A 14,501-nucleotide genomic window follows, 5' to 3' on the forward strand; every position below is an offset into this window, starting at 1 on the left:
TGCACGCTTGGATGATGGGCAGGGCTGGAACGGCCTTGGTATGAGTGAAATGCCGTGCCTATGGATAGGGAGTCAGACCGTGGTAAGGATGAGGTCCTTGTGAAGCCTGTAACCCGTTGTTATACCGCGATAGACTAGGCGTCGGATGCCGATTCCGACATTTCGATTTAGCAGTATTTTCAATAAGTAGAACTTATGGATTTTCGCCAACTGCGTTATTTCGTCGCGGTCTACGAAGAAGGCCATGTCGGGCGTGCCGCCGAGCGCCTGTCATTGTCTCAACCGGCCCTGTCCCAGCAGATTCGCCAGCTCGAGCATGGCCTGGACCTGAGCCTGTTCGAGCGCAGTAACAAGCGCCTGCTGCCTACACTGGCGGCGCACACCTTGTACAACCATGCCCTGCCCTTGCTCGATGGCTTGCAAAGGGCCCACGAGGCGATGCGAAACTTCAAGGGGCAGGCACTGCGAACCCTGGCGATCGGCGTCTTGCAAACGGTTCGGCCGAGCCTGGTACCGCAGCTTCTGGAACGACTGCGCAAGGCCCAGCCGCACCTGGTAGTGCAGATCTATGAGTTGTCGGGGTTGGAAATCGAGAAGCGCCTGATCAGCGGCACGCTGGACATCGGCATCAGCTACCTGCCCGCGCGCCAACCTGGGCTGCATGGCGTGTTGTTGTACGAGGACGAATTGCAGTTGGTCATCCCAGCGACCCACCCGCTCAAGGACTTCAAGAAGGTGTCGATCCGCCAGGCGGCGGAACTGCCCATGCTGATGCTGGGCGAGGAATTCCAGATGCGTCAGATCTGGCAGGCACAGCTGGCCAGCCAAGGTCGTCGCCCGCAGGTTCAGGCAGAAATGAATAACATGGCAGGCATTCTCGACAGCCTGTCGCACACCTCACTGGCGACCATCCTGCCGGGGCGGGCCAAGGAAGCCGAACAGGCGCAGCAAGGGCTGCTGTGGAAGCCGTTGAGTGAACCCAGGGTGCCCTTGAAGGTAGGGCTGGTATTCCGTGACGCTCAGCGTCAGCAGGCCTCAATAGAACTTCTGCGTGGCCTGCTCGAAGAAGAGACTGACTTGCGTGGACCGGCGGCTTCGCCACTCGATGCACTGGGCTGAACGTGACGCACAAGAAAAACCCCGCCGAGGCGGGGTTCTTCAGACTGTTTCCCTGTGACATCCGTATCACCCCACCATCCTGGCAGGAAATCCTTCGTCGTCTTCCGTGATCTGTCCTATGCGCTTCCTGCGCAACGTCCATGGAATAAAGATAACCCTGGATCCAATCTGAGAACAGTGGTGAAAAGTCACCACGTGCTGTAGGAAAAGGCTTACAAAGGGTAATCATTCCTATCTCCACCCTTTGTAATGGCGCCCACCCTGAAGCGGGCGCCCTTAGCTACGGCCGTATCAACGTCTGCGCCAGTCCTAGAACTGCTCCGCATCCAGCAGGTACAGCGTTTCGCTACCCGCCTTGACCGAGGCGATGAGCGAGTCGACGCGCGGCAGCAAGCGAGCAAAATAGAAGCGTGCCGTGCCGAGCTTGCCTTGGTAGAACGCTTCATCCCCCTCGCCTGCCAGGGCAGCCTGGGCCATCAATGCCCACATGTAGGCATAGGCGACATAGCCGAAGGCATGCAGATATTCAACCGACGCTGCCCCGATCTCGTTCGGATTGCCCTTGGCTTGTTGCAGCACCCAGTCGGTCACACCGTCCAGCTGGTCGAGCGCGGCGCCTAGTGGAGCGGTAAACGCAGCCATGTCAGCCCCGGCACCGGCAATGAACTGACGCACTTCGTCGGAGAACAACTGGTAGTACGCGCCACCACTGGCCACCACCTTGCGGCCCATCAAGTCCAGCGCCTGGATACCATTGGTGCCTTCGTAGATTTGGGTAATGCGCACATCGCGCACCAGCTGCTCCTGCCCCCATTCGCGGATATACCCGTGCCCACCGAACACTTGCTGGCCGTGAAGGGTGCACTCAAGGCCCAGGTCCGTCAGAAATGCCTTGGCCACAGGGGTCAACAGCGCGACCAATTCTTCGCTGCGCTTGCGTACGGCGCTGTCTTGCGCGTATTTGGCGCTGTCCAGCTGCATGGCCACGTAGCTGGAAAACGCCCGTCCGCCCTCGGTCAGCGCCTTCATGGTCAGCAGCATGCGCCGCACATCCGGGTGCACGATGATCGGGTCAGCAGGCTTTTCCTTGGCTTGCGGCCCAGTCGGCGCACGGCTTTGCAGGCGATCGCGGGCATAGTCGACAGCGTTCTGATAAGAGCGCTCGGCCGAGGCGAGCCCCTGAATACCAACGCCAAGCCGCTCGTAGTTCATCATGGTGAACATCGCGGCCAGGCCCTTGTTGGGCTCCCCAACGATGTAGCCGACCGCCTCGTCGAAATTCATCACGCAGGTGGCCGAGGCCTGGATACCCATCTTGTGCTCGATGGACCCGCAAGTCGCCGGGTTGCGGGCACCCAGGCTGCCGTCGTCGTTGACCAGGAATTTGGGGACCAGAAACAGGGAGATCCCCTTGGGGCCGGCCGGTGCGTCCGGTAGCTTGGCCAGGACCAGATGAATGATGTTCTCGGTCAGGTCGTGCTCGCCACCGGTGATGAAGATCTTGGTGCCGGTCACCCGGTAGCTGCCGTCAGCCTGAGGCTCGGCCTTGGTTCGGATCATGCCAAGGTCAGTGCCCGCATGGGGTTCGGTCAGGCACATGGAGCCTGCCCACACACCTGAATACATGTTCGGCAAATACGTGTGCTTGAGCGCCTCGTCGGCGTGCGCGTTGATCGACAGGCAGGCGCCTGCGGTGAGCATGGGGTACAAGCCGAACGACAGGCTGGCTGCGTTGACCATCTCCTCGACCTGGGCCGATACCGCCTTGGGCATGCCCATGCCGCCGAAGGCTGGGTCACCACCCACGCCTACCCAGCCACCTTGAGCATAGGTGTCGTACGCTTCGATGAACCCCGCGGGCGTATGCACCGCGCCATTGTCCCAGCGGCAGCCTTCCTCGTCGGCAGCGCGGCTGAGCGGTGCGATGCTGCGTGCAGTGACCTTGCCCGCCTCTTCAAGCACCGCCATGGCCGTTTCGGCATCGACCAACTCGGCCAAGCCCGGCAGCTGCGCCCACTGCTGGCCTACGTTGAAGACTTCATTCAGTACGAAGCGCATGTCGCGCAGGGGCGCTTTATATTCAGCCATGACAACCTCTCGCTGGTCAGGACGGGCGGCGATGAGCACCGCAGCACGGGTATTGGAACCAGTGTAACCGAACAACTTTTACGACACATAGGGTCATCAACAGACTGTATAGTCAGCAATGGTCACGCCTCCCGCACCGCTCCACGATGGTTTCTCAGGCCGTGAACCATCAAGCAATTGCGCCCTGCGGCCTTGGCGGCGTAAAGCGCCTGGTCGGCAGCCTTGAGCACCTCATCAACGCTACGGTTGTCGCCCTGCCGCTCGGCCACACCCAGGCTGATGGTCACCGTAACCGTGTCGCCACTGCTGCCCGCGCGGCGCTGGCGCCCGGTGTTGTCATCCAGCGGACGCGCACTTTGGTCACGCAAGTGCATGCCATATCCGGCGATCGCCTCTCGAACCGCTTCCAGATGCGGCACGCACTGCTCGGCCGTCTTGCCCGCGAACACCACGGCGAACTCTTCGCCGCCGTAGCGATAGGCGCGGCCTCCCCCTTTGACCTTGCCAAGCCGGCTGGCGACGAGGCGCAATACCTGGTCGCCGACATCATGCCCGTGGGTATCGTTGAAGCGCTTGAAATGGTCCACGTCGGCCATGGCAATCACATAGGAGCGCCCTAGTCGCTGCAGGCGCTCATTGAGCGCGCGACGGCCCGGCAACCCGGTGAGCTCGTCACGAAACGCCATCTGGTACGCTTCATGGGCGACTGCCGTGGCAATCATCAACATGACCTGACTGCACATGATGTTAAGCGTGAAGGGCAACACGAACGTCTTGGGCAGCATCCAGAAAATACCGATCAGGCCCACGATCAAGGCGCCATGCAGGGGCCTGGGCGCGCGCAGGTACTGCACGACGAGTAACGCCAGCATGCCCATGAACACCGGGTAGGCCAGCTGGATCAGGCTCATCCACTGGCCGTGCAGGACTGGCCAGCGGATTTCCGCCAGGCTGGCCAGCAACGCCTCGGGAAAGCTTTGCTCGAAGCCTGCCGCCACCGCGGCCGTGGCCACCAGCACCGCACACCGGGCGACCAGATCCTGGAGCAGATGCGTGCGCTCCTGCCAGATGCCATAAAGGCCATACAACGCCGGTAGTAACAGGCACACCAGGTGGAAGATCACGGCAGCATCTTCACGAACGCGGCCGTTGTCCCGGTAGAAGTCGGTCTGGGTATCGAGCAGGAAATAGGCGATGTACACCGTGAGCATCAGAAACAGCTCCCGCTGGCGCCTGTATACCGCGCAATAGGCGCCACCCATCAACAGCACGAGGGTTGGCAAAACATTGAAAAGCGACGTGAAGAAAACGCTGAGGTCCTTGACGTAAGCCGCAGCCAAGCCTGCCCCCAGCAAGACGAGCGAGGGTACGAAATGGCTTGCGCGAACAGCGTCAAGGCGAAGCAAGGGCAATTCCAACCTGGCAGACCAATAGTGGCATTGTGCCCTTATTTGATCGGCCATTCACCTGTACACTTGAGCACCTTTGCTATTGGCTTGCGCCAGACATAAAAAAACCGTCTGCCGGAGCAGACGGTTCGCGTACAACCTGAGGTAACTCAGTAAGCCAGGCCGAAGTGTTCTTCGTCCATGGCCATCAGGTTGTCCGCACCGGACAGCATGGCAGCCACATGCGTGCGGGTGCGCGGCAGGATGCGCTGGAAGTAGAAGCGTGCCGTCTGCAGCTTGGCGGTGTAGAACGCCGCTTCACTGGTACCTGCTGCCAGCTTCTCGGCAGCCAAGCGGGCAATGTCGGCCCAGAAGTAAGCCAGGCAGGCGTAGCCGGAGTACATGAGGTAGTCCACCGAGGCCGCGCCAACTTCCTCACGGTCCTTCATGGCGGCCATGCCTACCTTCATGGTCAGCTCACCCCATTCCTTGTTCAACGCAGCCAGGGGCTGAACGAACTCGTTGACGGCTTCGTTGCCTTCCTGCGACTGGCAGAACTTGTGCACGATCTTGGTGAAGCCCTTGAGAGCCTCGCCTTGGGTCATCAGCACCTTGCGGCCCAGCAGGTCCAGTGCCTGGATACCTGTGGTGCCCTCGTACAGCATGGAAATACGGCTGTCACGAACGTTCTGCTCCATGCCCCACTCGGCGATGAAGCCGTGCCCACCGTAAACCTGAACCCCGTGGTTGGCAGCCTCGAAGCCTACTTCGGTCATGAAGGCCTTGGCGATTGGGGTCAGGAACGCCAGCAAGGCATCGGCCTTCTTGCGCTCTTCCTCGTCCTGGCTGTACTTGACGATGTCCACCTGCTTGGCGGTGAAGTACACCATCGCACGGGTGCCTTCGGCGAAGGCCTTCATGGTCAAGAGCATACGACGCACATCCGGGTGGACGATGATCGGGTCGGCGGCCTTCTCAGGCGCCTTGGGCCCGGTCAGCGAGCGCATTTGCAGGCGCTCGCGGGCATACTTCAAGCCACCCTGGAAGGCCACTTCGGCATGGGCCAGACCTTGCAGCGCAGTACCCAGGCGTGCCGTGTTCATGAAGGTGAACATGCAGTTCAGGCCTTTGTTGGCCGGGCCAATCAGGTAACCAGTGGCTGCGTCGAAGTTCATCACGCAAGTGGCATTGCCATGGATGCCCATCTTGTGCTCAAGGGAGCCGCAGCTCACACCGTTGCGCTCACCCGCTGCGCCTTCGGCGTTAGGCAGGAACTTCGGCACGATGAACAGGGAAATGCCCTTGGTACCAGCCGGTGCATCGGGCAGGCGTGCCAGCACGATATGCACGATGTTCTCGGCCATGTCGTGCTCACCGGCCGAAATGAAGATCTTGGTACCGCTGACTTTGTAGCTGCCGTCGGCCTGGGGTTCGGCCTTGGTGCGCAGCATGCCCAGGTCGGTGCCGCAATGGGGTTCGGTCAGGCACATGGTGCCGGTCCACTCACCCGAAACCAGCTTGGTCAGGTAGGTGTGCTGCTGTTCGGCAGTACCGTGGGCCGAGATCGTGTTCATCGCGCCGTGGGACAAGCCTGGGTACATGCCCCACGACCAGTTGGCACCGCCTACCATTTCGCTCAGGGCCAGGCCCAGCGACTCGGGCAGGCCCTGACCACCATGCTCCACATCGTGCGCAAGGCTTGGCCAGCCGCCTTCGACGAACTGCTGGTAGGCTTCCTTGAAACCGGTCGGCGTCTTCACGCCCGCCTCGCTCCAGGTGCAACCTTCCTGATCGCCTACGCGGTTGAGCGGCGACAGTACCTGCTCACAGAACTTCGCACCTTCCTCGAGGATCGCGTCCACCATGTCGGGCGTGGCGTCCTGACAGCCTGGCAGGCTTTGATAGTGCGCCTCGTAGCCGAGCAGTTCGTCACGCACGAAGCGAATATCACGCAGGGGGGCTTTGTAGTCAGGCATGGCGATGAACCTCTAGGTGAGTTCTGTGGGGGACCGGCACACGCGGCAGGGTCTATCAAACAGTTGTTTGAAACTTACGTTTACCGCTGCCGGATGTCAAGAAGGCCCCGCGATGCCATTTACGCCACGAAAAATGACGAATCTGCCATCCGCACACATGCCTGCGTCCCCGCAGGGACGAGGACACTTCGAGCGGAGAAGAGAAAACGAGGCAGTGCAAGCTTCTGAGCGTTGCGTGTCAGGCGAGAACGCGCTATCGACCGTCAGGCATAGGTATCGATGATACGACCCAGCATTTCGTCGGATGCCTTGACGACTTTGGCGCCAAGCTCGACTTCGGTTCTGCCCAAGGCCATTTGCACGGTGCTGGTGGCCAGGTCCATTTGCTGACTTCTGTCGACGGCACGCAGCCGCTCGGCCTGAAAATCACTCGATTGACTGGTGGCGGAACGTTCGGCGGTGGTGTTGGCGATCTGGCTGGCGGCCTGGTCGACGCGATTCTGACCAGTGTGAATGGCGCCAAGGCCGGCGTAGAAGGCGGAGCTACCGGTGATTTCCATGTCAGGACTCCATCGACACTGGATGACGGTGAGGCCCCATTAAAGCAGGCCAGCCACAAAAAAACCCGTTTAAATCGCTAATGGCTCGGTGCCACTTGATAGACCTTGACCATGCCAGCATCGGGTAACCTTCATACGCTCGACCCTATCCGCAGCGCAGGCACGCGCAGGTTATGCCAGCAAGTCCAGTTGCAAATGCTCGGCCACCTTGTCCGCCGTGGCTTGCTTGAGCTTGGGCACACGGCCCAGACAAGGCGCCGGCAGCCGTTCGGCCAGGCTGGCCAGGTTATCTTCGAGCCGCGACGTTCTTGGCTCGATAATGTTCGCCACCCATCCGGCGAGCTGTAGTCCGTCACGCTCGATGGCTTCGGCACTGAGCAGCGCGTGGCTGATGCAACCCAGCCTTACCCCTACCACCAGGATGACCGGCAGCTTCAGTGCAACCGCCAGGTCCGACAGGTTCTCCAGGCCCGAGAGCGGCACCCGCCAGCCACCGGCACCCTCGATCAAGGTGAAATCGGCCTGCTGCTCCAACACCATGCGCATGTCTGCCAGCAACTGCGCCACCGCTAGCGTCACACCGGCCTCTCGCGCGGCGACATGGGGGGCGATGGCTGGCTCGAAGGCGAATGGGTTGACCTGCTCGTAGGCGAGCTTGATGGTGCTTTCGTCGATGAGCGCCAGGGCGTCGCTGTTGCGCAAGCCCTTGGCTGTCATGTTGCAGCCCGATGCCACCGGCTTGGCGCCCAGGGTGCTCAACCCCTGCAACTTCGCTGCATGCAGAAGACCGGCGGCAATGGTTGTCTTGCCGACATCGGTGTCAGTTCCGGCAATGAAATACGCCTGACTCATGAAGTACTCCTATGCCACAGGCTTGCGCAGCACGCCGTAGACCACTTGATAAGTGGCAGGCAGCCCTTGTGGCTGGCGATAGGCTTCGTATGCCTGGAGCATACCCTGTAGGCGGGCGCGTCCGGTGAGCCCGGCGGGACGACCCGGGTTGAGATTGTGTGCCCCCAGCGCCTTGAGCTCATGGGTCAATGTGCGCACGTGCGCATAATGCAATACGTGCGGTAATTGTTGCAGGGCCAGCGTCTCAAGCTTACTGGCTGCACATGAACGTTGGTATTGGTCGAAGCGCCGGAAGCGGTTGACATGCACTTGGCCATCCACGGCCTGCCAACTGCAGCGCAATTCATCGAGCGTACCCACGCACAGGCTGCTGAAGGCCAGGACACCGCCCGGTCGCAAGATACGCAACGCTTCATCCAGCACCTGGGCGAAATGGCTGCACCACTGCACGGCCAGGCTAGAAAAGACGAGGTCGACGCAACCCTCGCCCAGCGGCAGGCGCTCGGCATCGCCGACGATGTAGCACTGGGCGCCATCGGCTCGACCGCGAGCATGGCGCAGCATGCCTTCGGCGATGTCCACGGCGATACCGCTTGCAGGCCCGTAACGCTCGGCAAGCGCCCGGCTGAAATGGCCCGTGCCACTGCCCAGGTCCAGCCAGCGAGCCGGTTCGAGGTCAGATGGCAGCATCGTCAACAGGTTCATGCCGACCGCACGCTGCAGGGCTGCCACGCTGTCATAGCTAGCGGCCGCACGCGAAAACGACGCGGCCACCTGGCGTTTATCGGGCAAGGCGCCAGGCAAACCTGGCTGGGTTAGATCAGTCATCGCCACTCTCATGCAGAAAACTTTTGATACCGCTGGCCAGTTCTTGTGGATACTCGAGCACAAACGCATGGGAACTGTCTTCCACAAGGCCGACTTCCACGTCGGGCAACAGCTCGCTTAACCCCTGCGCAGCTTCGGCTGGCACCAAGGCATCTGCGCCGGCAAAAAGGTGAAGCTGCGGGCCGGCGAATGCCTCGAGGGCTGCGCGGGTATCCAGCTGCGCCAGTACCTGCAGCGCCGTGGCCAGGTACAGCGGGTCAGTGTCTGGAACGCCTACGCCCAGCTGCCGAAGCAACGTGCGCGGTTGCATCGCCCCATCGCTGCACAGGGTGCGAAAGCGCTTGAGCGTGACCGAAGGGTGGCTGCGACAACCATCAAGAAACGTTCCGAAAGTGTCTTCGGCCATCCCGTGGGGCCAATCGGCACGGGCCACGAAACTGGGGTTGCTAGCCAGGGTGAGCAAGCCGCAGCAGTGGTCGCCGCGCTTGTCGGCCAGGGCACTGGCCAGCATGCCGCCCAAAGACCACCCCCCAAGCCACACATCGTGGGGCACCTTGCGATCCAGGTGTTCGACCCACCCCTGCACATCACAGTGATCCAGCTCCGGCAAGGGCATCAGCGTCACCTGAAGCCCAGGATCCTGGGCGCGCAGGCTGGCTGCAAGCGGCTCAAGGGAAGCGGTTCCCAGGCCCCAGCCTGGTAGCAGTACGAGTCGGTTACGCATCGGCGCGCTCCAGCTGTGGATAACACTCTGCCAATGCATTCAACAATAGCTGCACCTGGGCTGCCGTGTGGGCGGCGCTCAAGGTAACGCGCAATCGCGCACTACCGACCGCCACCGTAGGTGGCCGGATAGCGGTCACCAACAGGCCTCGCTCGCGCAGTAGACGCGACAGGCGAAGCGCTTGCGCGCTGTCACCGATGACAATCGGCTGGATCGGCGTCTGGCTCTCCATCAGGCGCAAGCCCAGTTGTTCTGCGCCCTCGCGAAATTGTTGTATCAGTGCCGCCAGGTGCTCGCGCCGCCAGGCCTGTGTCCGCAACAGCTCAAGGCTCTTGAGGGTGGCACAGGCCAAAGCGGGCGGCTGGCTGGTGGTGTAGATGTAAGGCCGGGCGAACTGGATCAGCGCCTCGATCAGCGCTTCACTGCCTGCCACGAACGCACCCGCCGTACCGCACGCCTTGCCCAGCGTACCGACCAGTACCGGGACATCGTCCACGCCAAGGCCATAGTGCTCGACGACCCCACCGCCGCCCGCACCCAGGGTGCCCAGGCCGTGGGCATCGTCCACCATCAGCCAGGCGTCGCGCGCACGGGCCGCCTGGGCCAGCGCCGGCAAATCGGCTACATCACCGTCCATGCTGAACACGCCATCGGTCACGACCAGCGCATTGCCTGTAGCCTTGGCCAGACGGTCATTCAGGCTGCCAACATCATTGTGCAGGTAACGGCTGAAGCGTGCGCCGCTGAGCAGGCCGCCGTCGAGCAGCGAGGCATGGTTCAGGCGGTCCTGCAACACCGTATCGCCCTTGCCCACCAAAGCGGTGATCACCCCCAGGTTGGCCATGTAGCCCGTGGAGAACAGCAGCGCTCGCGGCCGCCCGGTCAGTTCGGCCAACGCTTCCTCAAGTTGGTGGTGTGCCGTGGTATGGCCTATGACCAAGTGCGAAGCCCCCCCACCTACACCCCAGCGATCGGCACCCGCCTGCCAGGCCGCGACCACGTCGGGGTGATTCGCCAGGCCCAGGTAATCGTTGCTGCAGAAGGCCAGCAGCGGCTGGCCATCGACCATCACCCTTGGCCCTTGTGGGCCTTCCAGCAAGGGGCGCTGTCGGTAAAGGTCCGCCGCGCGCCGTTCGGCCAGCCGCGCGGCCAGGTCGAAGGCCATGTCAGGCCGACGCTGCGTCGTAGAACAACGCGTCGTTGCGCTGCTCGACCAGCGCCTGCTCGATCGCCGCCTGGTGCACTTCGTCGGCGTGCTCTTCACGGGCTTCAGGCTGGATCCCCAGGCGTGCGAACAGCTGCATGTCCTTGTCGGCCTGGGGGTTGGCCGTTGTCAGCAACTTTTCACCGTAGAAGATCGAGTTGGCACCGGCCAGGAAGGCCAAGGCCTGCATTTGTTCGTTCATCTGCTCACGGCCTGCCGAAAGGCGCACGTGCGACTTGGGCATGAGGATACGGGCCACCGCCAGCATGCGGATGAAGTCGAACGGATCAACGTCGGCCTCGTCGGCCAGCGGCGTACCGGCCACCTTGACCAGCATGTTGATCGGCACGGACTCCGGATGCTCGGGCAGGTTGGCCAGTTGGATCAGCAGGCCTGCGCGGTCATCGAGTGTCTCGCCCATGCCGAGGATGCCGCCAGAGCAGATTTTCATGCCGGCATCGCGCACATAGGCCAGGGTCTGCAAGCGCTCGGCGTAGGTGCGAGTGGTGATGATGCTGCCGTAGAACTCGGGGGAGGTATCGAGGTTGTGGTTGTAATAGTCCAGGCCCGCCTGGGCCAGCGCCTGGGTCTGCTCCTGGTCGAGCTTGCCAAGGGTCATGCAGGTTTCCAGGCCCATGGCTTTGACACCTTTGACCATCTCCAGCACATAGGGCATGTCCTTGGCCGAAGGGTGCTTCCACGCAGCGCCCATGCAAAAGCGCGTGGAACCAATCGCCTTGGCGCGCGCGGCCTCCTCGAGCACCTTCTGCACCTCCATCAGCTTCTGCTTTTCCAGGCCGGTGTTGTAGTGGCCGGACTGCGGGCAGTACTTGCAGTCTTCGGGGCAGGCACCGGTCTTGATCGACAGCAACGTGGAGACTTGCACCCGGTTGGCGTCGAAATGCGCACGGTGTACGGCCTGTGCGTTGAAGATCAGGTCGTTGAACGGCTGTTGGAACAGCGCCTTGACCTCGGCCAGGGACCAGTCGTGACGTGTTGTTGCAGTTGTGCTGGCGCTCATCGGCGTTTCCTTGTTTAGGCTCTAGCAGGCGCCGGGCAAGGAGAACGCCCGCGCTTCACGGATAGCCGAAATAGTCAGGGAAGGCCCATGAACTGTCAACTTAAGCTTAAAAGACTGGTTTACAAATGGTCAACAATTAACCAGACATGTGGTTTATGCAGTGCACCTGCGTTGCAACCTTACGCACTGTGCGAGCCATGTGAACAACAATTGCCCTGGCTGGATGATGACCACTGCATACGCTGCGCCCTGCCTCTGGCCATGGCAGGCATGGAGTGCGGGCAGTGCAACCGCAGGCCGCCAGCATTCGAACGGGTGCTTGCACCCTGGCATTTCACCTTTCCGGTGGACACCCTGATCAGTCGGTTCAAGCACAACCGCCAGTGGCCGCTCGGACGCCTGATGGCTGAGATTGCCGGTAATGCATTGAGCCATCACTACGCCGAAGACCTGCCCCGCCCCGACGTGCTGGTTCCCGTACCCATGGCACGGCGCCGGCTGCGTGAACGAGGGTTCAACCAGGCCGCGATGCTGGCGCGTTGGTGGTCCAGGCAATTGGCAGTGCCCTGCGTCGAACATCTGCTGGTACGCACCCGCCACACCACGGCCCAACAGCATTTGAGCGCCAAGGCTCGATGGCGCAACCTGCGCCAGGCGTTCGCCGTGTGCGATGGCCTGCACGGCCAACATGTCGCGCTCGTCGACGATGTACTGACCACCGGTGCGACGGCGCAGGCTATTGCACAGGTCCTGCGCAAGGCAGGTGTCGCACGTGTGGACGTCTATTGCCTGGCACGTACACCCAAGCCCGGCCATGCATGAGCGTGCAGCTCAGTGATGGCGACGCAGTGGTACGCTACGCCCACCCGTACACTGGCCCATCACCGAACCGGTCGGATGCCCATGCCCTTACCTGCCCCACTGACCCACCACATTACCCGCCGCCCACAGCGCGTGGCCCTCTTGCAGCATATTGCCGAGCAGGGCTCCATTACGCGCGCCGCCAAGGCTGCCGGCATGAGCTACAAGGCTGCCTGGGATGCGATCGATGAACTCAACAACCTGGCCAGCAGCCCCCTGGTGGAGCGCAGCACTGGTGGTCGCGGTGGCGGGGGGGCACGCCTGTCTGCCGAAGGCGAACGGGTGCTGCGGCTGTATCAGCGTCTGCAAGCCCTGCAGGCTCAGTTGCTCGAAGCCACCGATGATGTGAGCGACCTTGACCTGCTCGGTCGCCTGATGCTGCGCACCAGCGCCCGAAACCAGCTGCAAGGGCAGGTCAGCGCCCTGCATCGCGTGGGATGGCATGACCGGGTCGGCCTCGCACTGAGTGGGGGGTTACAGATCCAAGCCTTGATCACCCATGACAGCACCGAGCGCCTGGGGCTGACCCTGGGCACGACGGTGGTGGCCTTGCTCAAGGCAGGCTGGGTGCGCCTGCTGGGCCACAGCGACCAGGCGGATCAACAGCACAATTGCCTGCAGGTGACCGTGGACGCGCTTCTCACGGGCACCGACGGCCCCCACGAAGTGCGCCTTGCGCTTGGCAATGGTCAGATCCTGTGCGCCTTCGCCGAACCGGCCTGGCTGGCAGAGCACCAGGTGACAGTGGGTAGCGCACTGCGCGTGCAGTTCTCTGCCGCTGATGTGGTGATTGGCATCCCGGCCTGATCTGTCGCGGCCCTGGCAAAGGGCCGAGTGCCCTGCGGCGCCTGGCTGGCCAACGCGGTAACATGAGGACCACGCTGCCTACCGCCGGAGTCATCATGTCCCACCCGTTCGCCACACTTACCCCCGACTTGGTGCTCGACGCCGTGGAATCCCTGGGGTTTCTCAGCGATGCACGGGTATTGGCGCTCAACAGCTATGAAAACCGCGTTTACCAAGTGGGTATCGAGGGCGAGCAGCCCTTGATCGCCAAGTTCTACCGGCCCGGACGCTGGAGCGATGCAGCCATCGTCGAGGAGCACCGCTTCACGGCCGAACTGGCCGCCTGCGAAGTGCCGGTGGTAGCGCCCCTGCAGCATCAAGGCAACACGCTGTTCGAACACGGTGGCTTTCGCTTTACGCTGTTTCCGCGGCGTGGTGGCCATGCCCCGGAACCCGGCAACCTCGATCAGCTGTACCGCCTTGGACAGTTGATCGGTCGTCTGCATGCCGTGGCTGCCAGCAGACCGTTCGAACATCGGGAGGCGCTGGCTGTGGATAACTTCGGGCATGCCTCGCTGGACACACTGCTCAAGGGCGATTTCGTTCCCCGAGAATTGCTGCCCGCATTCGAATCGGTTGCGCGCGATGTGCTGGCACGCGTGGAAGCCGCCTATGCCCGCACCCCGCACCAGACCATCCGCCTGCACGGTGACCTGCACCCGGGCAACCTGATGCACCGCGACGAGGTCTACCATGTGGTTGACCTGGACGACTGCCGCATGGGCCCTGCGGTGCAGGACCTGTGGATGATGCTGGCGGGCAATCGGGATGAGCGTCAGGGCCAGCTGGCCGAACTGGTCGAGGGCTACAACGAATTTCACGACTTCGACCCGCGCGAGCTGGCGTTGATCGAGCCGCTGCGTGCCCTGCGACAACTGCACTACAGTGCCTGGCTGGCGCGTCGCTGGGATGACCCGGCATTCCCACCTAGCTTCCCGTGGTTTGGTCAGCCGCGGTACTGGGGCGATCAGATTCTGGCGCTGCGTGAACAAATGGCCGCCCTCGATGAGGCCCCACTCAAGTTGTTCTAGATC

The 14,501-nt window shown here is 62.2% G+C and carries 13 protein-coding genes; 4 read left to right on the forward strand and 9 right to left on the reverse strand.

Annotated features, from left to right (window positions below):
• Positions 1 to 195: 195 nt before the first annotated feature.
• Positions 196 to 1,119 (forward strand): LysR family transcriptional regulator, encoded by a 924-nt coding sequence (locus tag ACK59L_RS05080; protein ID WP_058603015.1) that lies wholly within the window; start codon positions 196 to 198, stop codon positions 1,117 to 1,119.
• A 309-nt stretch (positions 1,120 to 1,428) separates the two neighbouring features.
• Here ACK59L_RS05080 and ACK59L_RS05085 read toward each other — a convergent pair whose 3' ends face one another.
• From ACK59L_RS05085 to bioB, 9 genes are all read right to left on the reverse strand, one after another.
• Positions 1,429 to 3,207 (reverse strand): acyl-CoA dehydrogenase C-terminal domain-containing protein, encoded by a 1,779-nt coding sequence (locus ACK59L_RS05085; protein ID WP_196141942.1) that lies wholly within the window; start codon positions 3,205 to 3,207, stop codon positions 1,429 to 1,431.
• 122 nt (positions 3,208 to 3,329) lie between these two features.
• Complete coding sequence (locus ACK59L_RS05090) at positions 3,330 to 4,613, reverse strand: diguanylate cyclase (RefSeq protein ID WP_196134818.1); 1,284 nt, start codon at positions 4,611 to 4,613, stop codon at positions 3,330 to 3,332.
• Between the two features lie 152 nt (positions 4,614 to 4,765).
• Positions 4,766 to 6,571, reverse strand: a complete 1,806-nt coding sequence (locus ACK59L_RS05095) for a phenylacyl-CoA dehydrogenase (RefSeq protein ID WP_058603012.1) — start codon at positions 6,569 to 6,571, stop codon at positions 4,766 to 4,768.
• Between the two features lie 263 nt (positions 6,572 to 6,834).
• Entirely contained in the window at positions 6,835 to 7,131 is a 297-nt protein-coding gene (locus ACK59L_RS05100; RefSeq protein WP_144964008.1) for a pyrroloquinoline quinone biosynthesis protein PqqE, read from the reverse strand.
• A 171-nt stretch (positions 7,132 to 7,302) separates the two neighbouring features.
• Positions 7,303 to 7,983: a dethiobiotin synthase gene (gene bioD / locus ACK59L_RS05105; RefSeq protein WP_196134816.1), complete on the reverse strand. Its 681-nt coding sequence runs from the start codon at positions 7,981 to 7,983 to the stop codon at positions 7,303 to 7,305.
• 9 nt (positions 7,984 to 7,992) lie between these two features.
• Positions 7,993 to 8,811 (reverse strand): malonyl-ACP O-methyltransferase BioC, encoded by an 819-nt coding sequence (gene bioC, locus ACK59L_RS05110; protein WP_409272225.1) that lies wholly within the window; start codon positions 8,809 to 8,811, stop codon positions 7,993 to 7,995.
• Positions 8,804 to 9,535, reverse strand: a complete 732-nt coding sequence (locus tag ACK59L_RS05115) for an alpha/beta fold hydrolase (protein WP_100852371.1) — start codon at positions 9,533 to 9,535, stop codon at positions 8,804 to 8,806. The genes bioC and ACK59L_RS05115 overlap by 8 nt, the downstream gene beginning before the upstream one ends.
• On the reverse strand, positions 9,528 to 10,700 hold the full coding sequence (bioF, locus tag ACK59L_RS05120) for an 8-amino-7-oxononanoate synthase (protein ID WP_409272227.1): 1,173 nt from the start codon (positions 10,698 to 10,700) through the stop codon (positions 9,528 to 9,530). The genes ACK59L_RS05115 and bioF overlap by 8 nt, the downstream gene beginning before the upstream one ends.
• 1 nt (position 10,701) lies before the next feature.
• Positions 10,702 to 11,760 carry a biotin synthase BioB gene (gene bioB / locus ACK59L_RS05125; RefSeq protein WP_058603006.1) on the reverse strand — a complete coding sequence of 353 codons (1,059 nt, stop codon included), beginning with the start codon at positions 11,758 to 11,760 and terminating at the stop codon, positions 10,702 to 10,704.
• An 87-nt stretch (positions 11,761 to 11,847) separates the two neighbouring features.
• Here bioB and ACK59L_RS05130 point away from each other — a divergent pair, with 87 nt between their 5' ends.
• The 3 genes from ACK59L_RS05130 (at position 11,848) to ACK59L_RS05140 (ending at position 14,498) form a co-directional block, all read left to right on the forward strand.
• Complete coding sequence (locus ACK59L_RS05130) at positions 11,848 to 12,582, forward strand: ComF family protein (RefSeq protein ID WP_409272230.1); 735 nt, start codon at positions 11,848 to 11,850, stop codon at positions 12,580 to 12,582.
• An 81-nt stretch (positions 12,583 to 12,663) separates the two neighbouring features.
• Positions 12,664 to 13,428 carry a TOBE domain-containing protein gene (locus ACK59L_RS05135; RefSeq protein WP_196134811.1) on the forward strand — a complete coding sequence of 255 codons (765 nt, stop codon included), beginning with the start codon at positions 12,664 to 12,666 and terminating at the stop codon, positions 13,426 to 13,428.
• A 95-nt stretch (positions 13,429 to 13,523) separates the two neighbouring features.
• The gene (locus ACK59L_RS05140) at positions 13,524 to 14,498 is read left to right on the forward strand and encodes a serine/threonine protein kinase (RefSeq protein WP_409272232.1); all 975 of its coding nucleotides are present in this window, start codon (positions 13,524 to 13,526) and stop codon (positions 14,496 to 14,498) included.
• Positions 14,499 to 14,501 lie beyond the last annotated feature (3 nt).

Source organism: Pseudomonas sp. KCJK9111 (assembly GCF_046231935.1).
Classification (GTDB): Bacteria; Pseudomonadota; Gammaproteobacteria; order Pseudomonadales; family Pseudomonadaceae; genus Aquipseudomonas; species Aquipseudomonas parafulva_B.